The sequence below is a fragment of the Syntrophales bacterium genome, from assembly GCA_023229765.1.
GTDB lineage: Bacteria > Desulfobacterota > Syntrophia > Syntrophales > UBA5619 > DYTH01.
Genome location: JALNYO010000005.1, coordinates 82,709 through 108,453 on the forward strand (window position 1 = coordinate 82,709; position 25,745 = coordinate 108,453).

Annotated in this window: 23 protein-coding genes; 3 read left to right on the forward strand and 20 right to left on the reverse strand. The window is 53.0% G+C overall.

The genetic code is table 11. The annotated features are described in order from the left end of the window. Window positions 1–524 precede the first annotated feature (524 nt). The 18 genes from M0P74_04545 to M0P74_04630 all read right to left on the reverse strand — a co-directional run bounded on the left by M0P74_04545 (window position 525) and on the right by M0P74_04630 (window position 19,654). Window positions 525–1,922 carry a hypothetical protein gene (locus M0P74_04545; GenBank protein MCK9362850.1) on the reverse strand — a complete coding sequence of 466 codons (1,398 nt, stop codon included), beginning with the start codon at window positions 1,920–1,922 and terminating at the stop codon, window positions 525–527. 540 nt (window positions 1,923–2,462) lie between these two features. Then, a complete protein-coding gene (locus M0P74_04550) occupies window positions 2,463–2,969 on the reverse strand; it encodes a general secretion pathway protein GspB (GenBank protein ID MCK9362851.1) in 507 nt (168 codons plus the stop codon). Window positions 2,970–2,981: 12 nt separating this feature from the next. After that, a complete protein-coding gene (locus tag M0P74_04555; protein MCK9362852.1) occupies window positions 2,982–3,536 on the reverse strand; it encodes a type 4a pilus biogenesis protein PilO in 555 nt (184 codons plus the stop codon). Further along, window positions 3,533–4,108, reverse strand: coding sequence for a PilN domain-containing protein (locus tag M0P74_04560; GenBank protein ID MCK9362853.1), 576 nt, complete (start codon window positions 4,106–4,108; stop codon window positions 3,533–3,535). The genes M0P74_04555 and M0P74_04560 overlap by 4 nt, the downstream gene beginning before the upstream one ends. Then, complete coding sequence (pilM, locus tag M0P74_04565) at window positions 4,099–5,202, reverse strand: pilus assembly protein PilM (protein MCK9362854.1); 1,104 nt, start codon at window positions 5,200–5,202, stop codon at window positions 4,099–4,101. The genes M0P74_04560 and pilM overlap by 10 nt, the downstream gene beginning before the upstream one ends. Before the next feature lie 58 nt (window positions 5,203–5,260). Continuing rightward, complete coding sequence (locus M0P74_04570; GenBank protein MCK9362855.1) at window positions 5,261–7,795, reverse strand: hypothetical protein; 2,535 nt, start codon at window positions 7,793–7,795, stop codon at window positions 5,261–5,263. 38 nt (window positions 7,796–7,833) lie between these two features. Beyond that, window positions 7,834–8,484 carry a prepilin-type N-terminal cleavage/methylation domain-containing protein gene (locus M0P74_04575; GenBank protein ID MCK9362856.1) on the reverse strand — a complete coding sequence of 217 codons (651 nt, stop codon included), beginning with the start codon at window positions 8,482–8,484 and terminating at the stop codon, window positions 7,834–7,836. A gap of 52 nt (window positions 8,485–8,536) precedes the next feature. Continuing rightward, window positions 8,537–8,980, reverse strand: coding sequence for a type II secretion system GspH family protein (locus M0P74_04580; GenBank protein MCK9362857.1), 444 nt, complete (start codon window positions 8,978–8,980; stop codon window positions 8,537–8,539). A gap of 202 nt (window positions 8,981–9,182) precedes the next feature. After that, complete coding sequence (locus tag M0P74_04585; protein MCK9362858.1) at window positions 9,183–9,755, reverse strand: GspH/FimT family pseudopilin; 573 nt, start codon at window positions 9,753–9,755, stop codon at window positions 9,183–9,185. After that, window positions 9,733–10,311: a prepilin-type N-terminal cleavage/methylation domain-containing protein gene (locus M0P74_04590; protein ID MCK9362859.1), complete on the reverse strand. Its 579-nt coding sequence runs from the start codon at window positions 10,309–10,311 to the stop codon at window positions 9,733–9,735. The genes M0P74_04585 and M0P74_04590 overlap by 23 nt, the downstream gene beginning before the upstream one ends. A gap of 52 nt (window positions 10,312–10,363) precedes the next feature. Further along, a complete protein-coding gene (locus M0P74_04595; protein MCK9362860.1) occupies window positions 10,364–11,509 on the reverse strand; it encodes a type II secretion system F family protein in 1,146 nt (381 codons plus the stop codon). Between the two features lie 94 nt (window positions 11,510–11,603). Next, entirely contained in the window at window positions 11,604–13,640 is a 2,037-nt protein-coding gene (locus M0P74_04600) for a response regulator (GenBank protein ID MCK9362861.1), read from the reverse strand. 152 nt (window positions 13,641–13,792) lie between these two features. Next, window positions 13,793–15,505 (reverse strand): Flp pilus assembly complex ATPase component TadA, encoded by a 1,713-nt coding sequence (gene tadA / locus M0P74_04605; protein ID MCK9362862.1) that lies wholly within the window; start codon window positions 15,503–15,505, stop codon window positions 13,793–13,795. Next, window positions 15,502–15,837: an STAS domain-containing protein gene (locus M0P74_04610; GenBank protein MCK9362863.1), complete on the reverse strand. Its 336-nt coding sequence runs from the start codon at window positions 15,835–15,837 to the stop codon at window positions 15,502–15,504. The genes tadA and M0P74_04610 overlap by 4 nt, the downstream gene beginning before the upstream one ends. After that, window positions 15,834–17,303 (reverse strand): HD domain-containing protein, encoded by a 1,470-nt coding sequence (locus tag M0P74_04615; GenBank protein MCK9362864.1) that lies wholly within the window; start codon window positions 17,301–17,303, stop codon window positions 15,834–15,836. Before M0P74_04615 ends, M0P74_04610 begins: the two co-directional genes overlap by 4 nt. Next, complete coding sequence (locus M0P74_04620; protein MCK9362865.1) at window positions 17,300–17,680, reverse strand: response regulator; 381 nt, start codon at window positions 17,678–17,680, stop codon at window positions 17,300–17,302. Before M0P74_04620 ends, M0P74_04615 begins: the two co-directional genes overlap by 4 nt. Then, window positions 17,667–19,493, reverse strand: coding sequence for a cell wall metabolism sensor histidine kinase WalK (locus M0P74_04625; GenBank protein MCK9362866.1), 1,827 nt, complete (start codon window positions 19,491–19,493; stop codon window positions 17,667–17,669). Before M0P74_04625 ends, M0P74_04620 begins: the two co-directional genes overlap by 14 nt. Then, window positions 19,490–19,654: a hypothetical protein gene (locus M0P74_04630; protein ID MCK9362867.1), complete on the reverse strand. Its 165-nt coding sequence runs from the start codon at window positions 19,652–19,654 to the stop codon at window positions 19,490–19,492. Before M0P74_04630 ends, M0P74_04625 begins: the two co-directional genes overlap by 4 nt. A 404-nt stretch (window positions 19,655–20,058) precedes the next feature. Here M0P74_04630 and bamD point away from each other — a divergent pair, with 404 nt between their 5' ends. From bamD to fabG, 3 genes are all read left to right on the forward strand, one after another. Next, window positions 20,059–20,988 (forward strand): outer membrane protein assembly factor BamD, encoded by a 930-nt coding sequence (gene bamD / locus M0P74_04635; GenBank protein ID MCK9362868.1) that lies wholly within the window; start codon window positions 20,059–20,061, stop codon window positions 20,986–20,988. Window positions 20,989–21,359: 371 nt separating this feature from the next. Next, window positions 21,360–21,647, forward strand: a complete 288-nt coding sequence (yidD, locus tag M0P74_04640; protein MCK9362869.1) for a membrane protein insertion efficiency factor YidD — start codon at window positions 21,360–21,362, stop codon at window positions 21,645–21,647. Between the two features lie 34 nt (window positions 21,648–21,681). Then, window positions 21,682–22,407 (forward strand): 3-oxoacyl-ACP reductase FabG, encoded by a 726-nt coding sequence (fabG, locus tag M0P74_04645; protein MCK9362870.1) that lies wholly within the window; start codon window positions 21,682–21,684, stop codon window positions 22,405–22,407. A 72-nt stretch (window positions 22,408–22,479) separates the two neighbouring features. Here the strand turns inward: fabG and M0P74_04650 are convergent, their stop codons facing one another. Beyond that, on the reverse strand, window positions 22,480–23,535 hold the full coding sequence (locus tag M0P74_04650) for a D-alanine--D-alanine ligase (GenBank protein MCK9362871.1): 1,056 nt from the start codon (window positions 23,533–23,535) through the stop codon (window positions 22,480–22,482). Between the two features lie 183 nt (window positions 23,536–23,718). Beyond that, on the reverse strand, window positions 23,719–25,677 hold the full coding sequence (gene alr, locus M0P74_04655; GenBank protein MCK9362872.1) for an alanine racemase: 1,959 nt from the start codon (window positions 25,675–25,677) through the stop codon (window positions 23,719–23,721). Window positions 25,678–25,745: the final 68 nt, after the last annotated feature.

The following is a 25,745-nucleotide window of genomic DNA, read 5'->3' on the forward strand; positions in this document are numbered from 1 at the left end:
GTCATTCCCGAAAGCGAAGCTTGATGAACTCGTCAAAAGTCAATTTTCCCCTCCCCTGGCGGGAGGGGATGAAGGGGAGGGGGAAAGAACAGACGACAATACAGTAACTTATCACCCCCACCCTAACCCTCCCCCATCAAGGGGGAGGGAAGTTGGGACCTTTGACGAGAGCATCAAGCTTAATGTTCATAATGTCTCTATCGGGAAAGCGAAGCTTAATGTTCATAATATGGTTTTTCAAGCAGTTAGAACCAGATTCCCGCCCAGGAGCGTCGCGGGAATGACAGCGTTGGGAGTTTTGCAATTGGCTCGAATGAGATGCCTTTTCCGCTATCTCCCTCAAAAACCCCCATGCCCTGGGAGGCACAACGAAGCATGAAAATCCCCCCTTGCCCCCCTTTGGCAAAGGGGGGATGGGGGGATTTTCATATAAAGGTGTTCCCCAATTGTCCGAAGGGGAAGTTGATTAGCCCCTCTCTTTGGCAAAGAGGGGTTATGGGAGATTTTCATTGCCCAGCCGCCGATCAAGGCAGGCTATTCAGCAGCCGTTCCGTCAGAGGTCGAGGTTCTTTTCCCAGCTTCTCCTCCATCTGCCTGGTCTTTTCCAGCCCCTCGGCGTTCGGCTTCTCCAGATCGATGATATGGGGGGTAATCAGGACGATCAGCTCGGATTTCCCGATACCCTCCTGCTGCTGGCCAAACAGGAGTCCCAATACGGGGATGCTCCCGATGCAGGGAACTGCGTTCCGGGTTCCCGTCTTCGTATCCTCAATAAGACCGCCGATGAACATGGTCTGACCGTCTTTGGCCAGCATCGAGGTGCTGACCGTGGTGGTCTTCTGGTTGGGCAGCCCTGACGCGTCGAAGGTTACGGAATTGATCTGGGGTTTAACGTCGAGCAGAACATTGCCCGCATTGTCGATATAGGGGGTAATGTCCAGGATGGTGCCGGTCTCCAAAAAGGAGATATTTTCCGTTGTTCCTGTCGGTGTAAAGGTATTGGTTTTATATCCCTGACGGCCGCCGACCTGAACCCGTGACGGCTTGCCATGGAGTGCCAGAATCTTGGGCGTCGAGAGGGTGTTAACCTGCGTTTTGGTCTGGAGGGCCTTGATGGCGGCGGTGAACTGATCCCTCGATCCGGCGGCGGTTATCAGATTGCCCGTAAAGCCCATCCCCGTGGCAACGAAGCCTGTGGTGCCGATGGCAAGATCGCCAAAAACCTTCTGCCAGTCCATTCCCAGCGACATGTCATCCGTCAGGTTGACCTGCATGATCCGGGCCTCGATGAGCACCTGGCGCGGCGGCACATCCCAGTCCCGGAGCAGCGTCTCAATCTTGGCGATATTTTCTGGCGTATCCTCCACAATGATCGTCTGGGATGGTTCATGGAGGCGCACGGTACGCATGCCCGGAATGGCCGAAATGATTTCCTGAACCTTGGCGATGGCGATAAAATTCAGCCGGAAGACGCGGACCTGCAGCCCTCCTGCCGGAAAATCAGCGATCGGCTTGGGTTTATAGACATAGAAGCTGCCCTTCTCTTCCCGGATGGTAAAACCGCCGGCCAGGGCGATAGAACGGATGGCCTCTTCCAAGGTGACCTGATTGAGATGGATGCTAATCTTGCCGGTCACTTCCGGAGACATGATTACGTTGACATCCTGGTCCTGCGCCAAGGCATACAGGGCCTGACGGATATCGAGATCAAGGTAATTGTAACTCCTTCTCTGCGACGCATCCGGAGGGTTAGGCGCTTTGACGACACCATTTTTCTGACCGGACGGCGACGCAATAATGGTAGCGGGAGACAGCGGCGCGCCGACTGCTTTTTCGGCAAGTAACGGGGTTGTAAGACCCAAAACAAGAAAAACACTCAGAAAGAAGCTGCTTTTGGAGTACTGCTTTCCGGATTTAATCATAATATGCTGTTAAACCTCCCCTGACCACCTTGTTCCGGAAACCAGTTCCGCTCCCTCCGGGAGAGCTTTGAATAACTGCCAATATTGTCATTTCGACCGAAGGGAGAAATCTTTAACTATGCACGAACATTAAGATTTCTCGTAGCTAACGCTCCTCGAAATGACAAAATTCAAAGCTCCCTCCGGGCTTCCGGAACATGTCTCCAATTTACCATTAATATCCAACTAACACCCCCGCCCGGGGTTAGGCACTGCGTAAGGATGAAAAACCAGCTCGAATCCCCCTGAAGTCCTCTTTGGCAAAGTAGGGTTAGGGGAGATTTTCATTGCCCCCTTGTGTGGGCAGGCCGTTATGAACGTTTAATATTTGAGATAATTGCAAAACTCCCCATTCTTGTCATTCCCGCAACGATTCTGAGCGGGAATCTGGTTCTAACTGCTTGAAAAACCATATTATGAACATGAAGCTTCGCTTTCCCGATAGAGACATTCGGGAATGACAAATGGTTTTGCAATTGCCTCAATTGTTAAAAATCGTATTCAGGGTGACCGTTCCTCGACGCCGGTCAGTGTGTTCAGCATTACCTGCCTTCCTTCCCCCACGAGGGTGACCTGATCCTTTGTAATGGAAACTACCTCTAAACCGGCTATCCGGTCCCCCCTTCGGAGAAAATGGCCATTGATGATTGCCAGCGGATGCGTGCCGCCAACGATCGTTCCGGAAAGTTGCAGCTTCGGCAACGGTTGCAATGGCACTGCCGCAACGGCTGACGACGAAAACTTGGTTGCCGGCGGCTTTACCGGGGCGAAGATATCGCGAAGCCGGGTCCTCAGTCCTTCGGGAGCCATTCTTTGCCTTTCTGCTGCCGGCTGGAGGCTCTTGGTAACGATGGTCGGGACTTTGACCACAGCCGGAATCGCTACGCCGCCTTTCGGATGCTTAAATAACGCGACTTTACCGTGAAAAAAGCGAAAATATCCCACGAGAACAAAGACCACGGCCAATCCGATGACCATATACAGCTTTGCGCGTTCCCGGTTTGCCATAGATACAACTCCTTACCTGCCGGGCCCGGGGGCTTTTGTTTCAAAGGCCAGCAACGTCAGCTCAACCTGGCAATTCCCCTGGGCAGACTCGGGACCGGAAATGGTGATTTTTCCCGGTATTAAAAGCTGCTCCATCGTTTCCACGTCATAAAAAAAACGATAGATTTGCACAAAACTGCCCTGAAACACCAGGCGGATAGGGATCTTCGTGTACAGTTCTTCAGAAACGGGAGCCTGGGGCTGGAGGGTCGCCAGGGTGATCTGCCGCTCCTTCATGCGGGCATGCAGCTTTTTGATCAGGGCGCCCATCTCGATATGCGGCGGAATGCGGAGAAAAAGGTTTGCCGTGTCATTCTGCACCTGACTGCGAGCTGTTTTGAGGCTATTAATATTTCCTTCCGCCAGTTTCAGATCCGTCCATTCCCGTTCCGCGTAGTCCTTTTCCTGCTGCAACTGGCGCTTATGGGTAAAGCTGTTGCCCCCAATCCAAAGGAGGCCGCCGATGACGGTTACGAGGACAATGGCCAGACCGGCGCGGTCCAGATATCGGATCATTTTGCTCTTCACGGCGCCTCCTTCGCAAGATCGCATTCAATCTGAAACTGCACCAAAGCAGTCCCCGAGAGCTTGTCCTGCGATTCCTGTGCGGATTTCAATACCACCAGCCGGAACATCGGCTCGCCGGAAAGCCGCTGAATAAATGTACCGAGGGCTTCATGGGAATGGGAAAACCCCATCAGACTGAGATGCAGAGTGCGGTCCTGGGCGGTATCTAAGACAAGCTGCTGCAGCCAGGTCATATCATTCATGATGTCGGCCAGCTTCGCCAGTAGCGAGGAGTACGATCGCCGTTGCTCAATCAAGGCGACCAATTGCCCCTGTACCCGGCGGGCAATGTCGAGTTCATTCTGCTCTTTTCGGATGTCGCCAACTATTTTTGTAAGGGTCGCTGCCTTAACTTTTATGGCGCCCTGCCGGTTCTGTGTTTCCTCGTACACCCTGCGATTCTGATATCCGTGGGCGGCCAAAATGAGCGCGGCCATCACAACCAGAATACTTAGCCATAAAAGGAGGTGGCGGATCAGGCTGCTCCGTTCCAGTATTTCCCCGGGGATCAGATTGATGTCTCTTACAGCCATGGCAATTCTCGCATAGCCAACCCCAGCGCCGGCGCCTGGGAAATCTCCCCGGACTGCGGCAGGGGACGTTTAATGCCGGCAATGTCTAAATGGTCTTTAAGATTAACAAGTTGAACTGGTATGTCCACCTGTTTTTCTATATAGCTGTCCAGATGGGAAATCAGGCCCGCCAGGCCGTACAGGTAAAGCTTGCCAAAGACCACATTTTCCCGGATGGAACGCACATAGCCTATCGCATTGTGACAATCATAGGCCAACCCATTGACGGTGGGCGAGATAATCTGGAAGATGGCACGGGAAATATTCCTGATCTCGCCATCCAGCCCGTTGTCAGCGGTTTCCTCTTCCAGGATATTCCCCTGTTCCATGTATCCCAAACCGTAGGTCGAAAGCAGCTTGACCGACTCCGGGCCTCCCGCCGGCAGCGCCAGACTGGTCTCCACCTTTTCCCGCAGCAACTGGAGCCCCCAGGAAATTTCCGAAATGGAAAGGATCCCTTCGCCGGTGATCACGGCCAGCATAATACCGGTGCGTCCGAGATGGCAAATAATATCGGCCTGATCCGTAGGGGCAAACAGGCCACGATGAAGACGGATAAGGGAAGCCACGTAGAAATCGATGACCTCTGCCTTAAACCCTGCCCGGCGCAGGACGGCGAGCCAAAGGTCAACAACCTGTCGGCGGGCGGCCACAACGGTGGCATGGCAGCTCTCCTTGATCTGGAAGAGAGAGGGATAATCGATCAAGGCCTCCTCTATGGGATAGGATAGTAATTTCGAGGCCTCACGGAGGATGCCCTCCTCGGGATCTTCCTGGGGGTTGAAGGGGAAGTGAATGGGGAAGAACGACAGATCCTGGAGAGGGAGATTGAAGACCACCCGCCGCCCTGTGAAGAAACCACAGGAGTGGACCGTCTTCAGGGCATCAACAAGTGCTTCATCTTTCCCTGCATCTGCTCCGGACTGCGCGGGGAGCGGCAGGCACAACAGTCCTCGCACCCGAGGACCATGGCGACCCTTCCGGAACTGGGCGGCAGTAAGACACCCATCATTCAGGTCAATGCCAATCGGATATGTCGTCGCCAATTCACGCATTTTGTTCGTTTAGTCCACCTATCTACTAATGTCAATGACAATAACTATTCACCGTCGCTTACGGCCCGTACACCTGCGGCTCGCTCTTCAGGAATAACGTCCTTACCCGGTTGTTTTTGGTATCGCCGATATAGATGCGGCCGCCGCCTTTAGTCATCCCCAGGGCGACGCCGGCAGGGGATCTGAGCCAAGCCTGCGCTGCCGGCTGGTTGTCTCCATTGTATCCGTTGTTTGTCTTGGTGCCGGCCATGGTGCGGATGACGCCGTGGTCGATGGTAGCGGCGGGGTTATTTACCAGCCGTAAGGCATGGTTGCCCGTATCGGCAATATAGATGTTTCCCGCCCCATCCACGGCGACCGCCTGGGGGATGTTGAGCTGAGCCGCCGTCGCGGCTGCCCCATCTCCCGAATAACCCGCTGATCCCACACCGGCCACCGTGCTGATGATGCTGTTTGTATTGACGATCTTCCGGATACAATGGTTGTTCGTATCGGCAATATAAAGATCGTTTACCATGTTGATAAAAATCCCTGTGGGGGTGTCTAACTGCGCGGCAGCACAAATGCCTCCATCGCCGGAATAGCCTGCCACCCCCGTACCGGCCACCGTGGTGATTTCGTCATTTTTTATCTTCCTGATCCGATGATTGTTCGTATCGGTAATAAAGATGTCCCCTTTGCTATCGATAGCAACGCCCTGAGGCCCATTGAGCTGCGCCGCAGTCGCATCGCCCTTATCCCCGGAATAGCCCGCTACCCCTGTACCTGCCACCGTAATGATATTGCTGCAGTTGCTGCTGCAACTGCTATCGGTGATAACTCCGGCGACGGCCTTCACTTGGCGAATCTTGTTGTTTACCGTATCGGCGATATATAGATTTCCCGAGGTGTCAACGGCAACGCCTGTCGGTGAATTCAATGTGGTATTTACCGCCAGGATGTTGTCGACCGGATACCCTGCCGGTTCGGTGGCGGTGCCGGTGCCGGCGACGGTGACGAGGGCGTTGGTCGCCGTATCCAGCTTCCGTATGCGGTGATTTGCGGAATCGGCGATATAGAGAAACAGCTTTTTCAGGACGGCATCGTAGTATGTGGCCATCCCTTGGGGGGAGTTCAGACCGGGACCCACCGTCATGGGCAGGGTGGAGATGATGTTAGTGAGGCTCACCTGCCGGAGGCAGGAGTTGTTGGTATCGGCAATGATTACCTCGCCCGTGTTTTTCACACAGACGCCCGTCGGCCAGTCAATCCGCGCCGTGGTTGCCGTCCCTCCGTCTCCGGAATAACCGGCGACGCCGGCGGTGTTGACAATGGTATTGATATACCCATCGGCCGCCGTCACTTTTCTGATCCGGTGATTTCCGGAATCGGCAATAAAGATATTTCCGCTGGCATCCACCCAGACCCCATAAGGGCTGTTGAGCCGCGCCAAAGTTGCGGCCCCTCCGTCAACCGCATAACCGTTGGAGGTCCCGGCGATGGTACTGATATACCCATCGGCCGCCGTCACTTTTCTGATCCGATCATTTCCCGTGTCGGAGATAAAGATGTTCATGTCGCTGTCCACAAAAACCGACCGCGGGCCATTGAGCGTAGCCGCTGTGGCGGCGCCTCCGTCACCCAGTGGATGTGTACCATCGGTTCGATTACCGGACGTGTTTACGATGGTCGTGATGATGCCGGTGGCTACCGTCACTTTTCTGATCCGATTGTTGCCCGTATCGGTAATGTTTTTGTCCATATCGGCGATATAGAGATTTCCCAGTGCATCCGCCCAGACTCCTGAGGGACTGTTGAGCCGTGCCGCCATAGCGAGGCCTTCGTCTCCCGATGAACCGCCGCCGCCGGTCGTGTTGACTACCGTGCTGATGATGCCCGCCGCTATTTTACGGATGCGGTTGTTATTCGTGTCGGCGATGTAGATATTCCCCGAGGTATCAACACAGACACCACTCGGGGAATCGAGTTGGGCCAGGGTCGCCAGTCCGCCGTCACCGCTGAATCCGCTCTTGCCTGTGCCCGCTACCCGGAGAATGGCGCCGGACAGGGCATCCATCTTCCAGATTGAGTGGTTGTCATAATCGGCAAAAATGATGTTGCCGGCGCTGTCGGCACAGGCCTGTCTGGGTTTTGCGACCGGCGGCAGGGGATTCGAGATATTGTAGCGGAAGGACTTATTTACCGGTCGTAAAGCATACGGGGCCGTCACCGAGACGATGATGGCATCCTTGTAATCGATCAGCGCCGAGTAGGTAGCGGTATCCGGACCAAACACCTTCCGATTGTAGGTTCTACCCTGATAGGGATAATCTTCTCCGGCCGGGACGGTGCGCCAGGAGGGATCCCCCGTCAGTTTCCACACGGACTGTTCGATGACGGCCAGTTGATCGAGATAGGTCTGCGCGTCAACGGTCCGGTTGGTGGCCATCCTGCCCTGCATGCCCGCTTTAAAATTCAGGGACATGGCCGTCACGGCCAGCAGAAGCAGCAGAGCAAGCAGGATAACGAGGATAAACCCTTTTTCTTTCCTTGGCTTGGCATGAAAATCCCCCCATCCCCCCTTTGTCAAAGGGGGGTAAGGGGGGATTTTCATGCTTCTTTGTGCCCGTGACGGGCATGGAGGGTTAGACATTAATCCACCCATCTGGCCCTGGCGGTCGTTTGCAGGGTGACCGCCTTGCTTCCCTGCTGCAGCGTCAGGACGATTTCCACGATGCCTGGCGCCAGGCGCCGGCAAGAAAAACCCAGCGGATTATTCAGAGGATCAGGTTTGATATGTTCACAGATGACCACCGGTGTTTTGTGATCGCCGGTATCATCCGGGGTGCTGTAGTTGGGCATCTGCTCCTTCAGCTTCCAGTTGGTTGCATCGGTCTTGTCCAGATCGAAGATGATGAACTCCGCAGGATCCAATCCGCCCTCGTTGACCAGGCCGTTCGCATTCGTGTCGGCATCAGGTCGGCCGTCGCCGGCAGCGATATAGTTGGGGGTTGCGTTGGTGTATTGATCGCTGAGACGCTCGCTCACCGCCAGAACTTCCGTGGGATCTGTTGCCGTTGTGGACGGCGTTTGAATCTGGTCGCTCTCCTGGACGAACGCGACCATCCGCTCCAGGGCGTAACGGGCCTGGGGGACGAGATCCTGGCCCACCTGCACGGTCGTATAGGTCGAAAGGACGCGGGCCGCCACCTGATCGAGCGCGCCCACAATCAGGACCATGAGGGCGATGGCGATGAGAAGTTCGATGAGCGTGAAGCCTGCTTTTTTCGACTTGATGTTCATAAGAGTTTTCAAATCCCCCCTCGCCCCCCTTTGCTAAAGGGGGGTGAATCCCCTAACGGGCAGCCTTGAGCGTTTGCAGGGTGACATTTCTGAGGGTAACCGTGAGTTCTATAAGGCCGCCCGCGCCGCCGCTGGCGTCCGTGATGGCAACAACGGGTGTGTATGTCTGTCCCAGGTAACTAAATCTTGGTTTATCCGGCGCAGCCTGACTGACAAAGAGGGCGACCAAATTGGCTGGATTAGTCCGGTTGTCAACGAGGGTCTGGAAATCGAGGTCCAAAAACCAGTTCATGGTCTCCCGGGCCTGGCCGGTGAGGACCGTCTGCTCCTCTCCCTGGCCGGTCGCGAGGAGGGCGGGGGCAAAGGCATTCATCATGGGGACAATCGCGACGGCCATGATCAGGAGGGTCACGACTATTTCGAAGAGCGTAAAGCCCCGCTGGTTATGTGAGATATGATGTGCGGAAAGAAACTGCCGATTCACCTGAAATGTCACCTCAAATCCCCCCAGCCCCCCTTTTCTAAAGGGGGGATTTTATATTTTCCCTTTTGCTAAAGGGGATGTATATTTTCCCCTTTGCTAGGGGAGGTATATTTACCTCTTTGCTAAAGGGGAGGGGCGATTGAAGGGTGAGGAAATTCCCCTCTTTGGAAAAGAGGGGTTAGGGGAGATTTTCGTCATCCTTTTACCGCCTTTTTCACTGGACGCTGATTCGTCCCGTCGCCCCGTCTACCGTGATCGCCCTCTGGTTGTCGCCCATGCTGACGGTAACCGTCGTGTTCGAATTGCCGGAGTGGCCGTCGGGATAAAAGACGATCTGCGCGCCCGTGAAGGTCACCGCCCGGTAGTTTTCCATGTCGTCGAAGTCCCGGAGGTACCAGTCCTTGTCGAGGGGGTTCAAGACCACGCCATAGGCAGTCACCGGCGGGTCATCGGCGGTATGTGGGTTGGCGTCGTTGACATACCGGTTGTCGTAGATCTTAAACCAGTGGCCGGTGGCGTCGGCCTGAAAACCGAAGGGCCGCCGGTAACGGACCGCCAGGTTCCCGGCGTACTGCATGCCCGAAACGAGCTCGGCGGCGGCCTCGTTCAACCGGGTTTCCTGGATCATGCCCTGGAACTGGGGAATGGCAATCATCCCGATAATCCCGAGGATCACGATTACCAGCAGACTGTCTATGAGGGTGAATCCCTTCTGTCTTCCTCCTGTGTTAAACACAGATGCCAGGGCGCGAAGGCCCCCCGCCTCAATAAGTAGTATGTGCGACACTGCTGCTCGTGCCACCGTCATTGGCAAAAAAGATGCCCAATTTCGGCAGGAACTTCCATCCTGTCGCTGTTGCATCGGCGGCTCGGGCTGCTGTTATGTCGACCACAGTAAAGTCGCTCGCAAGAGTATTAAGATTATTGAAGGGGTTCGCGGGTAGGGCACCGCCCTTGATATAGGGGCCAAGAGGAAAAGATGTGCTGGGGGAAACCGACACATTTCCCGCGGCATCGGTGTACTGAGTCATCTGTTTAGTAAAGGCCTCTACGACGTCACCTGCCGCTGACAACACAGGAGCTGCTACCGTATTACCCGTTGTCTTATTAATCCCCGGATAGGTCATGTTATGCTGGGCGTAATACATCTCGATGGCACTACGCATCCCCGCCAGGTTCGTCTTCAGCGTGCTCACCTTGGCATCGTCCGTGGAGACCGTGATCTGGGGGATAATGACCATGGCCAGGATTCCCAGGATGATGATCACGATCAGCATCTCGATCAGCGTAAATCCATCCCTGTTTTTTACTGTTCGTAATAGCTTCCGGCAAGTTGCGTTCATTTGCTTCCTCCTCCATTTTTTTAGCATTGTTGATCTGCAAAAGTAAATTAGTTCATTGCGCCGTACCGGCGATCCTGAATATGGGCAGGATCACAGCGGAGACGAGCAGCCCTACCACTGTGCCGATAATAACCAGGGCGGCCGGTTCTACCAGTGAGCTGATAATCTTCAGATCCCGCTGGATTTCCGTATCATAAAATTCCGCCAGACGCAACATTACTCTGGGCAGCTTCCCCACTTCTTCGCCCGTTGCCACCATCTGTTTGACCGTTTCCATGACGTAGGGATTGTCGGCAAAAACGCGGGAAAGGCTCCCTCCTTCCCGGACATGTTCCCGTATCTGATCCACAAAAGCGATGAAGTGCCGGTTGGCAAAGGTGGTTCGGGTTACATCGAGGGCCTCGATCAGCGGCACATGGCTTTCCATGAGATTGCCGAGCGTCCTCAGCAACTGGCCCGTTTGGATCTTGTTGAACGTGGGGGCGATAAGCGGGATGCTGACAAGAAAGCGGTCTTTTAATGCCTGACCGGGCTGACTCCGAAAAAAGGCCGCGCCGATAAAAATCAACCCGGCGCCGCCGGTTAGATAGGCCCACCAGTAGCCCCGGAGCGAGACGCTGAGGGCCATCAGGAAACGCGTTGTGGGGGGGAGGAGGCGCTCCTTGCCGGCAAAAAGCACCATGAACTTGGGAAGGATGCCGACGACGACGAAAATCACCACGGCCAGGGCCATCACGCAGAGGATCACGGGATAGGTCAGGGTGGAGCGCAGTTGGGCGATCAGCGCCTGGCGTCGTTCGATCATGACCACGATGCTGTCGAGGGTGTTTTTCAGGAAGCCCCCCGCTTCCCCCGCTTTGGCGAGGCTGACGTAAACTCGGTTGAAGACGTGGGGATAGCGCATCATGGCATCGGAAAGCTGTCGCCCCTCCTGGATATCCTTGAGCATGGCGAGGAGAATTTCCTTGAAAGCGGGATTCCGGGTTTGGTCTGCCAGCGCCTGCAGGCCACCGGTGAGAGAGGTTCCGATCTCGAGCATCAGGGAGAGCTGGGTGTAGAAAAAGACCTGTTCCGATGACTTGACCGCCCGGCGCCGGGAAAGCTGAAACCGGGAAGGAGTGGCCTGTGATTGTTGAGGGGCAGACGCCGGTTTTCCGGCATCAGTTACGGTCTTCAGTTGGCGTATACTAATGGCCATAGGTTTTTTCTCTTTCAAATCCCCCTGCATCCCCCTTTTCTAAAGGGGGAGAATTATGTGGGGCCCTTCTGAAGGGAGAGAACTGGGTCGCGTCTCATAAAAATACCTGACTCGTATTCCTGTCGAGCTCCTGTCGAACGGCGATACCAAACTTCTCCAACGTATAGGGCTTATTTATATATTGCCCCGCGCCTAATTTCAAGCACTCGTTAATATTTTCATTTTCAGAATAGCCGCTGGAGATGATTGCCTTTTGATGAGGACGCAAGGCAAGGATTCGCCGGTACGTTTCCAGGCCATCCATACCGGGATCCATAATCATGTCTAAGACAACCAAATTAACCGCATTATTCTCAATATATTTAACAGCATCTTCCCCGCTGGAAACAGTTGCTACGGAATAGCCCAATGTGGTCAGGATCATCTTGGCTATATCCAACTGTTCTTGCACATCATCGACAATTAGTATTGATTCCCCGTTTCCTTTATATTCTTCAATAGGAACTGTCGATCTTTTTTTTACCAATTCCCGTCTTGTTACGGGAAAATAGAGAATGAAGGTTGTTCCTTTTCCCAAGGTGCTTTGTACGTCAATGTATCCCTTGGAATCTTTCAGTGTCGCCCAGACAATTGACATTCCCAATCCAGTTCCACTTCTCCCCATCACCTTCTTTGTATAAAACGGCTCAAATATTTTTTTAATATCCTCGGAGGCAATGCCGGTGCCGGTATCAGAAACCGTAAACACGACATAATCTCCTTGTTCGATCATTTCATAAGCAATGATCGGCTTGTCCACATATCGGTTTTGCGTGGAGATGATAATCTTGCCCCCATTGGGCATCGCTTCGGCTGCATTGGATACCAGATTCATAACACACTTGGATAGATGTACCGGAGAGCCAACGATGTGCAACAGATTTTCTTGAAGGTTGTTTTCGATATGAACGTGCGGATAAAATGGTTTTAGTTTTTCAAATTCAGGGCTTTTCAAATATTCGGATACTATCGTGTTTAAGTTTATTACTTCATCAGCAATGACCCCTCTTCTCGCCATGTCCAATAAATCCTGTACCACGGCTGCAGCCTTTTCTCCTGACTCGCGTATAGTTAATACAATCTTTCTCAAGGGACTCTCCGCGGGAATTTTAAGCAACAAGAGTTCGGGATAACTCACGAGACCTGTCAAAATATTATTGAGATCATGGGCTACCCCCCCCGCAAGGAGTCCAATGGCTTCCATTTTTTCAGCTTGCTGGAGTTTTGCCGTGGTGAGTTTCAAATCAGCAGTGCGCTCTTGCACCAGCTCCTCCAGGTGGTTGTGGTAGTCCTGAAGTATCTTTTCGGTACGTACCCGTTCGGTGATATCGCCGATTAAAAGGATAATCGTATCAGGGTCGCCCTGGAACGGAAGATTTTTCACGGATAATATCTTCTCTTCGATTTGTAGCGGAACCTTCCAGTTAATCGTGGCACTATCGTTAGAACCGGGCCTCATCACCGATTCGACTTTTGATCTTTCGGATTCATCAAATAAGGCTGGCGGACAGGCTGCCAACAGTTGTTCCTGCGGCATCCCCAGAATTGCTACCGCGGCTGGATTAACATAAACGATATGCCCGCCGTAAATCTCAATGATCCCTTCGGAGATACTGTCCAACATGGTTTGCAGATGACGATTTTTCTGCAAAAGCTCTATCGTCATCTGTCGCGGATGTACCGTATCAATACCCATAATTCCATGAATTTGCGCTTCATCATGGGGCAATTCTGCATTGGCTAAGGCAGAGAAGAAATGTTGGGTTGTTTCTCGAAAAGTCCCTTTTGCAATTATGGCGTTGGCGCCTATTTTGGGTAGATCAAGCTGCAATTCGCTTGCTGCAGCCGACATGACAACCAGATACGTATTTTTCAGATGTTTCATCTCGCGGATAATCCGGCAAAGCTTATCGCCATTGAAATTCGGAAGGAAATAATCAATGAAAATAATATCCGGCGTGTAATCCTTCAAGGCAATCACCGCTTGGATACCGGATGAGGCGGTTAAAACCTCAAACCCTGCTTCTCGCAACTTATTTTCAACGTACATAACGAGATAGCGATTATCATCAACAATAAAGATTTTTTTCATCGAAAAATTCCCCTACATCTCCCCTTAAATCCCCCTCTACCCCCCTTTGCAAAAGGGGGGGTTGTTATTCCCCTCTTTGTCAAAGAGGGGTTAGGGGAGATTTTTTGATGGCTCACAAATCCCCCTGTATCCCCCTTTGCTAAAGGGGGACTTCACTCAGTTTCCAGCGTCGTGGCCCGCGTAATCTCCTCAATGGTGGTCAGACCCTCCAGAACCTTCTCCATACCCGCATCCCTGAGTGTACGGTGCCCCTGTGCCCGCAGATGCCGCTGCAGGACGTCGATCGTGGGGTTGGTCAGGATCAGGGCGCGCAGGCTGTCGTCCATTGACAGAATCTCGTGGATGGCGGTCCGCCCCTTGAAGCCTGAATCCAAGCAGACGGAACAGCCGCGTCCCTTGACGAGGGAAACCGTCCTGGTTTCATCCAGACCCAGATCCTTAAGGACGTTCCGCGGGGCATAGTAGGTCGTCTTGCAAGCGGGACAGACCGTCCGCACGAGGCGCTGGGCCAGAGGCGCGAGCAGGGCGGAAGAGATCAGGTAGGGCTCGATCCCCATTTCCAGCAGGCGGGTGATGGCGCTGGCGCTGTCGTTGGTATGCAGGGTGGAGAGGACCAAATGTCCCGTCAGTGAGGCCTGGATCGCGATCTCCGCCGTTTCCCGGTCCCGGATCTCACCCACCATTATGATATCCGGATCCTGCCGCAGCGCATGTTTCAAAAACCGGGCAAAGTTCAGGCCGATGGATTCCTTGACCTGGTTCTGGTTGATGCCCTTGAGCTGGTATTCCACGGGATCTTCGATCGTGATGATGTTCTTTTCCAGGACATTGAGCATGGTAATGGCTGAGTACAGTGTTGTGGTCTTCCCGCTGCCCGTGGGGCCGCAGACAAGGATGAGGCCGTAGGGCCGCTTGAGCAAGGTCTTGAACGTGGAGAGAACATCGGGATGGAAACCCAACTGGTTGAGGTCCAGGATCGACTGGCGCTGGTCAAGGATCCTAAGCACAATCTTCTCGCCGTGGATGGTGGGCATGGAAGAAAAGCGGAGGTCCACGATGCCGCCGTCAACCATTACCTGTATGCGGCCGTCCTGGGGGAGCCGGCGTTCGGCAATATCCAGATTGGCCATGACCTTAAGCCGGGAAACTACCGCCGGGTGCATTTCGATCGGGGGCGACATGAGCTCGTAAAGAAGTCCGTCAACCCGGGCCCGGACCCGGAAAGCGCCGATCTGGGGTTCGATATGGATGTCGCTGGCCCGTTCCCGGATCGCCTTGAGCATAATCATATTGGTCAGATTTATCACCGGGCTGCCTTCGGCCATTTCGGCGATTTCGCTGATGGCTTTTTCCTGACTGGCCTGCATGATCTCGATGCCCGCCGTATCAAGCTTGGTCATAACCTCGGCCATGTCCATCTCTTCCCGGTAACATTCATTTATCATGGCGAGGATGTCGTCGGTCCGGCAGACAACGGGCTGTATCTGCATGTTGGTGATCCTGGCCACCTCTTTAAAGATAAAAGGCGTAGAAGGATCAGCCGTGGCCAGGGTCAGCCTGCCGTTCACACAGAACATCGGAATTACCCGATACTGGAGGGCCTTATCCTTGGGGAGCAGATGCACGATTCGTGGATCAACCATTCCCTTGCGGAGCCAGACGTGAGGGATACCGAGCTGGTCGCCAAGGATCTGATTCAACTCTTCCTGGGTCACGATCTTATGTTCAACAAGAACCTGCCCAAGTGCCTTCCCACTCAGCTTCTGGAGTTGAAGCATCTTGATAAGTTCTTCGGGGCTGATCTGTCCTTTATTGAGCAGGATTTCGCCGAGTTTCTTCCGTACCGGAACATGATATTCTTTCATGAAGGCTCCTTCATGGCTTCCGGTACGCTTGGATAAACATTAAATTGGTTGATCAGCCGGGTAACAACCATGATGTCCCGGCAGAGTTCATCCAGGCCGACGAGCTTCATCAGAATTCCCCGTTCTTTAATGGCATCCTGCAACCGTAACAGCATTTCAAGGGCGGTGCTGTCTATATAGCTGACTTCCTTGCATTCCAGGATAATGGCGAGGCGACTCTTCCCGATCACATCCAGGACGGATGTTTCAAGTTCCTTGCAGTTTTGATGATTTAGCGGCTCCTTCAGGGTGATAACGGTATAGTGGCCCAATTGCATAATCGAGGTCTTCATTGGCTTTTTTCACCCGTACCTTCCTCTTCCCGGGAGCCTTCCTCGTTTACGATAATCTCGGTAAATATCTCAACGATGCGTGCATCTAACTGGCTTCCGGATACGGATTGCAGTATTTTCAAGGCCTTCTGGACAGAACTTCCCTCCCGGTATGCCCGGTTCGAAGTGATAGCGTCAAATGTATCCGGCACGGCGATGATCCGTCCCAAAAGCGGGATATTCTCACCCTTGAGCCCATCCGGATACCCTTTGCCATCATAGCGTTCGTGATGATGCAAAATGCCTGGCAGTGCGTCCTTCAGAGGCGCCTGGAGTTTCAGAATGGCATATCCTTTGGTCGGATGGGTTTTGACTTGTTCATATTCATCCTCTGTCAGAGGCCCCGGCTTATTAAGAATTGTCTCGGTAATGCCGATCTTTCCCACATCATGGAGCATGCCCGCCCATTGCAAATTAGCCTTCTGCTCTTCATCGAGCCCCATCTTTTCCGCCAGAAGCATGCTGTAACGGCAGACCCGCTCCGAATGGCCGCGGGTGTAAGTGTCTTTGATCTCGATAGCCTGGACTAAGGACTTAACCATGTCAACGATGAACCGTTCCAGCTCATTGTAGAGATCGGTATTGGTAATGGCGACATTTATCTGCTCGGCAATAGAGATGAGGAGGCGCAGCTCGCTGCGTCGGAAAATTTGCTTCACGTTGAAGGAAACCACGCCAATCCACCCATAGAATTTTTTACCGTCCTGGATCGTGACTAAGAGCGCCCGATACGGGTCTGCGTACAGTTCCCGGTAGTTGGGAGACAACCGGGAATCATTGACGATAACGTAATGTTCTTTCAGTGACGGCGAGTCCGCAGGAATGGCTGCGATCAGACGTTTGGCAAAGTCGGCATTGTCAGCGGGCATCCGGTTGAATAGCTGATTGTTATTCATAATCAATTGGTTATCACTGTCGATGGTTACAAAGACGAGATCTGCGTGCAGCGCGTCACGAATTTCACCGATCAGATCATTCAGCGCATGGACGGAGAAATGCATGGTTTTGATCAGACTGGAAAGACGACCGTAGAGGTAGACGTCTTCGTAACTCTGGCTCAATTCCGTGGTGATTTTATCCAATTCGGTACTGGTGGCCCACCCGTGCCCCAGGACTTCCGTCAAGCACAGGAGAAATTGCTCTATCCCCACGAGGTCCGAGGTATCGTTATTCCAGGCGAGCAGTGCCCCTGTCGGAGCTCCACCGATCCGAAGGGGCGCGCCGACGAGAAGCCTGTCCGTTCCCGTATGGATCTGGAATCTATTCTCCGTCAAGATGGTGGAAACGAGGGTCTCCCGTTCGCCGGTCGGGAGGCCGCCGGGGATAGTGGTAAACACAGGACCCCGGCCATCCCAGACCTCGAATTGCCAGTGGCTGATATCCGAAAGACTCTTCAGAAAATCCTGATACGGGACGATATCCATCATCTTTTCACCCCGAAATACTGATCAATACGTTCCAGGATGGAGCTGGGACTGAAGGGTTTCTCCATAAATACCGTGTCCTGCATCGCCGTTATCCAATGTTCATCATCGGGGATAATCCTCGCTGTCATAATGATCGTCAGGAAGGTCCGTTCTGTTTTCAGGCGATTGGTCATCGCGCACAGTTGCTTGCCGTTCATCCTGGGCATGTTGATGTCCGTGACCATGGCATCAGGTTCTTCGCTTTCGATGATCCGAAGGGCAGCCTCGCCATCCTCGGCCAGGAACACCTCGTAACCGCCATTCTTTAGTTTCAATTCCAGAACCCGGCGGATGGGGGCCTCATCATCAACGACCAGGATTCTTTTACGTCTGTCCAAGGTAAAGTTCCTCTTTTGGAATCCGGATTGTCACGTGGGTGCCGACGCCCAACTCGCTCTGCATATCGATGTGTCCCCCATGCAGACGGACGATCTCGGCGGTGATTGCGAGCCCCAGACCGCTGCCCATCTGGTCGGTGATCTCCCTATTTCCGGACCGGTAAAATTTCTCGAAGACGTGGGGGAGATCCTCTTGGGCAATCCCATATCCCGTGTCAATTACCTCAAAGGTTGCCGCGTCGTCCTGATCGGAAATGGCAAAGGTGATCTTGCCATATTCCGGTGTGTACTTCAGGGCATTGCCGAGGATATTGATGATGGCGCCCTGGAGCAATTCCTTGTCGGCATAAAGCGATGGGAAGTTGTCGGGCATGCGTTTTTCGATCGTCAGGTGCTTGTCCCTGGCGGTGGCCTCAATGGCCGCAAGGCAGCCTTCGAGGAACCAGTCCGTCCTCACCAAACTCTTATTGATGGTCAGGCTTCCCATCTCTATCTTTGCAATGCTAAGCAGGGTTTGGATGAGACGGGACAGGCGGCTGGTTTCTCCATTGATGGTGTTATAGAATTCCCGCTGCATCTCCCGGTCGGTCACTTCGCCGTCCATAAGCATCTCGCTGTAGGATTTGATATTGGTCAGAGGCGTAAGCAACTCATGGGCAACATGAGCAATGAACTGCTGCTGAGACTCCTCGGCCATCTTGGCGGAGGTAATGTTGCGGATGGTGATCATTTTACCGGTTAGTTCCTGCGCTCTGTTGGTCAGGTAGCTGAGGGCAACCTGAAACCGTTCCCCCGGTTCCAGTTCGGGAAGGCTTATTTCTATGGGTTTCAGGGCTTTCGTCCGCAGGATATTGTCCTGTTGGGCGGTATAGGAAAGGATTTCCGGATTCTCGATGACGGCGGTCAGGGGACGGTCAATGACATCTGCTCTTTTCTTGTGGAGCAGATTGAGCATGTATTGGTTGATGTTAATGACGTTTTCCTGGGCATCCGTGATAATAATGCCGAAAAAAATAGCATCGAGGATACTGGAGGTATGCCTCCTATCGAAGGTAGCGACGCCAAGTCGGGAGACAAGTGTGAGGTTATCCTCCTTGATCTGCCGGATTTGATTGCTGACGTCCTGGGCCGACTTTTCCATGGCATCTATGACTGTCTGCAAATTGCCCCCTCCCGACCTTCCGGGGGAAGCAGCGGCTGGATTTTGATTGTTCAAAAGACGGTTGCCGAAGTCCCTGAATGGCTTCAGTCGGCGCAGCATGCCGTAATATCCGAGGATGAGCGCCGCGAGTACGAAATAGACCATCAGAGCTATCAGGGAAAGGCGCTCTCCCGAAAAAAGGGTTACCGGGGTGGGCAACAGGGCGAGGCGAATAGTTCCGGTTTTCCTGCCCCCTTCGAGGAGCGGTGTGGAGAATTCATACGCCGTACCGTCCATGCCGGGCATCAGGAATTGTTGTGTCATCGGCGCCGGATTGAAGAGAGCTGTGGTCCGGACCTGCGGCGGAACCCGCGAGGCAATCTCGCCATTTGCCAAGGAGAAAATCTCTTTCCCCGTCTGGTCGTGCACGAAAAGGTAAAGGAAACGTTCCCCCGAGACATTTTCACTGATGGTCCGGATCAATAAATCGCGGGGGCCCGCTTCAAAATCATGGATGTGATAGAGCGCCATGAGACTAACCATGTTTGCGCCCTTGTCCTGGAAAGTATGACTCTTGATCCTCGTCTCATAGCGTAACAGAAAGTAGGTCATAAGCAGAATACCGGTCAGCATCAGCAAAGCCAACGCCAATCCCATGCGCGGAAATTTCATGCCAACCAAACCCAAGTTCCTTCCGGAGGCATGTCAGCACCGCCCCCCATTGCCGATATTCTAACGGCACACTCTGTCAAAACAGCTTTTCCGGATTTTGCTGTTTGCATATAAGCAAAAACCGCCGGGAGAGTTTTGAAAAACTTCCTTGTAATTTTCATTCCGTCTTTCTCCAGAATGACAATAAATCCGATTTCAGAATTAACTCAATGGATACGCTAATCATCTGAGTGCCTTTTAATAGTAAACAAAGTGGGTTGTCAAGAATAAAACTGCCCGAAACTTGGATTCCCAAAACAATAATCGGAAACAATGGTTGTCCCGCCCATATTGAAAGCTTCGGGAAACTTCGTTACGGTCCACCAGCGAGAAGAAAAGTCCCTCGAAGGTTGGAAAAAAAAAGTATATTGATTTTCCGCCGTGTTTCAGTCTATAAACATCCATGTCCGTGTCGGGCACAACGAAGCATGAAAATCCCCCCTTACCCCCCTTTGTTAAAGGGGGGATGGGGGGATTTTCATACAAATTCAAATATCTCGTGGATGGATTGTTTATAGAGGCCGACGTGAAAACAATTTCAATCATTGTCTCTCTTCTCTTGCTTATGCTTCCGGGACTTTCCTGCGCCGATGACTTGGCCGTCCGTTATAATGACCTCCGGGAAAAGGAAATCCGGCAGTTCGCTGCCGATCTTTTTATCGCGGGCGAATACTTTCGGGCGATCACCGAGGCGAAGCGTTATATCTCCCTTTTTCCCTCAGGGCCGCGAACCGAGGAAATGACCAGGCGGATAGGTGACGCCTACCTGATGTCCCATGAGTGGGCCGAGGCGATTGCCGCCTACGACGATTTTCTGATGAAATATCCCGCATCTTCGGAGGCCTCCGCCGCAACTTTCTACAAGGCGATCGCGCTTCTCAAACAGGGGAACGGGGTGGAGGCCGGGCGTCTCTTCCAGCTCATCCAAAACGGCGCCGACCCTCTGAAGAAGGATGAGGCCGCCCGCTGGGAAATTCTCCTTCTGATCCGTCAAAACAGGTTTGACGAGGCGGAAAGGCGCTTGAAGGAGCAAATCGTCAGACCGGAGAAAGAAAATGAGGCCGATATAATCGCCGAGATGATCAATGCGAAGAAAAGCGCCCGCTACAAGTCACCTGAGACTGCCGGCGTGCTATCGGCTCTTCTTCCCGGGAGCGGTCAGCTTTACGACGAACGTTACCAGGATGGCGTTTACTCCTTCCTGCTGAATACCCTGTTCATTCTCGGCGCCTACAAAGCCTACGACCAGGAAAACTATGCGCTTGCTGGCCTCCTCACCCTCTTCGAGATCGGCTGGTACACGGGCGGCATCTACGGCGCGGTGGGCGGCGCCCACAAGTACAACAGCAGAATAGACGAGGAGCTTTTCCGGAACGGAGTTCGGCGGATGAATCTCAGCGAGAGCGAGATCGGCAGGCCCGGCGGAGTTTCCATTCGGTTCACATACCCTTTCTGATGAAAATCTTCCCTAACCCCTCTTTGCCAAAGAGGGGAACTATTAAACTTCCTCATTGGAAAGAGAGGAACTAAAAAACCCTCCTTGGGAAAAGGGGGGATAGAGGGGGATTTGAGGACAATCTTAAGGTGAACCAATCACATTTAAAGACCGCTGTCGTTACTGGCTTGTCAACGGGCGCCGTGTTGTGTGCTGGTCCCGAAGCCGAAAGGAGAAATCGGCGGCGGTCCGGTATTCTCGGAACGATCCTTTTCATTATTCTCCTTTGGGTACAAACCTCCTTCGCGGAAAACCCTCTCCTCCGAGGGCCCCGAAAAGCCCTCCGGGAAACCACGGGAGCGTCTGAACCGGCAGACGGGGAAAATAGGTTTTTGGAGAAGATTGCCGCCGCCCCGGTCCTCTTCTATCAGCGTTATCTCAGTCACCAATTGGGAAGACAATGCGCCTATTATCCCTCCTGTTCCAACTATTCCCTGCTGGCTATCCGAAAACATGGCGCCTTGGTGGGAGCAGTAATGACCTTCGACCGTCTTCAACACGAGGCCGACGAGTCCAGATACTCCCCTCTAGTTCTGACCGGGGGACAAATCAAGTTCCATGATCCTCTGGAAAATAATGATTATTGGTGGCATAAGACGGATAAATCCCCGGGGAATTAGTGGATAGTTTTACAATAATGTATGGAGAAGCGTGATGGAGACGCGGATTGCAGTTGTGACCGGGGGAAGTCGGGGAATTGGCCGGGCCGTTGCCGTTGATCTGGCGGCGCACGGATATATGGTTGTAATCACGTACAGGCAAAACGACGAGGCTGCTGAGGAGTCGCTCAGAATGATCAGGGAGGCGGGCGGGAGCGCGGAGGCGGTAAAGTTTGACATCGCCAGCGCCGATGAGACAAGGCAGGCGATGGATGATCTGCTTAAGCGGTTGAGGCACGTTGATGCATTGATAAATAACGCCGGGATTGCGGCGGACGGACTTTTCATGACGATGTCCCAGGGTAGCTGGCAGAGGGTGATCGAGACGAATCTTAACGGCTTTTACAATGTGACGAGACCGGTCTTGCGGGGGATGATTCGCCGTAAAAAGGGGACAATAGTATCGTTGTCTTCCGTTTCGGCTCTGGTCGGAAACCGGGGGCAGGCCAATTACGCGGCAGCCAAGGCCGGCATAATTGCTGCCAGTCGAGCTATTGCCGCTGAAGCGGCAAGATTCGGAGTCAGAATAAATGTAGTTGCGCCAGGGGCGATTGAAACGGAAATGACAAAGGGAATCCAGCGGGAAAAAATGAAAGAGCTGATCCCGATGGGACGTCTCGGACGTCCCGAAGAGGTGGCAAGGGTAATTCGTTTTCTCTGTTCAGACGATTCTTCATACATTACCGGCCAGGTACTTTCGGTGAACGGCGGGATGTTTTGAAAAATCCGCGGCAATTCCCCTCCTCAAAAATGGTTTCCCTGCTCATTTTATTCAGGTAGCAGTGAGGAAAGTTTAGAGGGGCCCTTTTTTCTCTCTGTGGATAATTATGGCGTTTTCGATCAGGCGGCTGATGATCATTGAGGGCAGCATCCCGGCGCTTGCGGCCTGCTCAAAGAAAAAAGACGAGGGCGCCATGCCGGACGAGGAGTTCGGATCGGTAATCAATATGCGGCCGTTTTTCATATAAAATCCGTCTATACGTCCATAGGAGCGAAATCCGAGGGCGCGAAAGGCGCGGATGGCCTCCTGCTTTATCTTTTCCACGTCTTCCGCTGAGATGTTTCTGGGAGGGGTAAATTTTCGGCAGCGCCCGGGCATGTACTTGTCGTCATAGGTAAAATATTCGCTCTGAGGGTAAATCTCGGTTACTTCCAAGGCCTGATATTCACCAGCTTCCTCCAGTATTATTGTGGAAAACTCCTTTCCGTCGAGAAATTCCTCAACGAGAACGGCTCGGTCCCACTTCATGGCCTCTGTGATGCCGGCGGCAAGGGTTGCTTCGTTGCGCACGAGCGTGACGCCGATGCTCGATCCCTCCCGGGGCGGTTTGGCGAAGCAGGGAAAACCAATAACATCAGTAACTTCCTCTGTTATTTTCTGTGGGTTTTCAAGCCACTCCTGTTCCGGGACCAAAATGCTGCGGGGGACGCCGAGCCCCTCGGCTTGCAGTATTTTTTGCTGAATATGCTTGTCCATGCCGAGCGCGGAGGCCAGCACGCCGGCGCCGGTGTAAGGAATGCCGAGCAACTCCATGAGCCCCTGCAGGCAGCCGTCTTCGCCAAATTTCCCGTGCAGCGAAATGAAGGCGAAATCAATTTCGTTTTTTAGACCCTCATAGGAAATTCGTCGCGCTTCCTTCTCAAGACGTTCGGCAATATCTTTCGTTGTGTTCTGCGAGATGAGCTGCCAGGGAATCACCCAGAGACGCCCCGTTGCATCCATGAAAATCGGGACCGGCTCGTATGTGTCCCGATCGAGGTTGTCGTAAACATTTCTGCCGCTGTTGAGGGAAACCTCCCGTTCAGACGACATTCCCCCCAAAACTACGCCTATCCTTAATTTCTCCACAAAAATAACCTCTTAAAATAGAGCCAATTGCAAAACACCCAACGCTGTCATTCCCGCAACGATTCTGAGCGGGAATCTGGTTCTAACTGCTTGAAAAACCATATTCCCGATAGAGACATTCGGGAATGACAAATGGTTTTGCAATTGCCTCAATAGTAATAAATTTACCTGCCACGGTCGGTTTTAAATATCCCAGAAAAAGGTAACGCCGCTGGTCGGAAATATCCACGAGTCTTCGGGCATGCGCAGCTTCACGGATTCGTCCGGGATGCGGAGTATTTCCGGATTGTGGTTTTTCCCGGAGAAAAAACAGACATCCCGGACATTTTTTATGCCCGTTCCCCGGTAGTCGAACGAAATCTGCACGCCCCTTGTCGGATATACTACGTAGGCGGAGAATAACCGATTCCCCTTATTTTGCTTAGTTTCGATCTCGATCGCGACGCGGGCAAGGGTGTTTATCTTTTTCTGCAGGTCGTCCGTTCCGAACCATGCCTCAAACCCGTTTTCGGATGTGGCGGTTTTGAGCAGGGGAATGCTTTCGTTATCGATAAGGACAGTTTTTACCGTGAAATCAATCTCTTTTCCAAAATCATCTTCTTTGTTCATCTGCCAGCGGTATTCGCAAAGACTGTTTTCGAAAAGAGCAGCCAACTGTTCATCATTGAAGGCGCAGCCTATCATGAATTGCGAATTTCGCAGCTCTTTTGTGTATTCAATATGGGTTGTTACCTTGAAGCAGTTTTTGCGGCCCGGGTTTTTGTCAATTTCCGCAGCGGAAAATTCGGAGAATGTGACAGCGTAGCGAAAGTTGCTTCTCAAATCGAGGCGCCGATCGTTTTTACCGAACAGAATTTCAAACATCTCACTATAAATCGCGTTGCCCAGTTCGTCATTTTTCGCCCGCGCCTGAAAGCAACTGCGGATAATTCCATCGATTCTGGCGATCGACCGTTCCTCGCCGGGGATAAAAATGCGACGGAGGCGCGGTTCTATCCGATCAGGTCTGCCGTCTCGGCAAAAGACCCGCGGCGCCCGTTTGCCGACGGCGCAGAGGATTTCATAGCTGATGGAGTGTGATTTTACGGCTATCTCTTCGGCGGTAATTGTTTCGTTTCCCTGCTTTCCCATCAGCACGACCTCGTCGCCTACTGCGCAATCTTCCAGGCCGCTTATGTCGAGTGTGCACATGTCCATCGAGATTCGTCCGACGATTGGAACCCTTTTGCCCCGGACGAGCGCTTCGCCCTGATTGGAGAGAAGCCAACTGAGGCCGTCGCCGTAGCCTACTGGGATCGTAGCGATGCGCGTCGGTTTTCGCGTTATGAAGGTCCGTCCATAGCCTATCCCGTAACCCTCAGGAAAATCCTTGATCAGGGCCACCCGTGTCTTGAAGCTCATGACCGGGCTGAGCGCGAGCTTTTCTGTTGTCTCCGTAGAAGGATGGATGCCATAGGTTATAAGCCCCGGCCGCACCATGTCGAGGTTGTATTGCGGGTAGTTGACGATTGCTCCGCTGTTGGAGATGTGGCGAATCGGGATATTCAAGCCGGTTGCCTCGCTGCGCGTCAACATGTCCTGAAACGCCTTCCACTGCAAATTGTTGTAAAAAGAGGTGATTTCGCTTTCCGAAAAATGGGTGAATATCCCTTCTATCTTCAGATTAAGGAGGGCGGCGATTCTCTGGATGGCCTCCATGGCCTCTTTGCAAAGCATTCCCCCCCGGCCCATGCCGGTATCTACCTCAATGTGCACCGGCACGATAAGTTCCGCCTTGTGAGCTTTTTCATTAAGTTCCCGGGCGAAGTCCCAGGTGGAGACCGAGGGTGTCAGCTTGTATTTGATGATCTGCTCAATTTCAGGGGCCGTCGCGGGGGAGAGAATAACGATCGGTGCGGTTATTCCGCTGACGCGAAGCTGAACGCCTTCATCGGCGTTGGCGACGCCGAGAAAAGAGGCGCCGTTTTGCAGGGCCGCATTGGATATTTCAATCGCCCCGTGGCCGTAGCCATCCGCCTTTACAACCTGCATGATCTGAACGCCGGGTGCGAGGAGCTTTTTTATCGCCTTCCAGTTTGCGGCGAAGTGGCCGAGGTCAACCTCTACCCAACTGCGATATTGCAGCGTTTCATCAAAAGTCATTGAATATCCTCAACAGTTTACGGATTCTCTGTTCCCTGTTCTCAGTTTCCGGTTCACATTTGCATGAA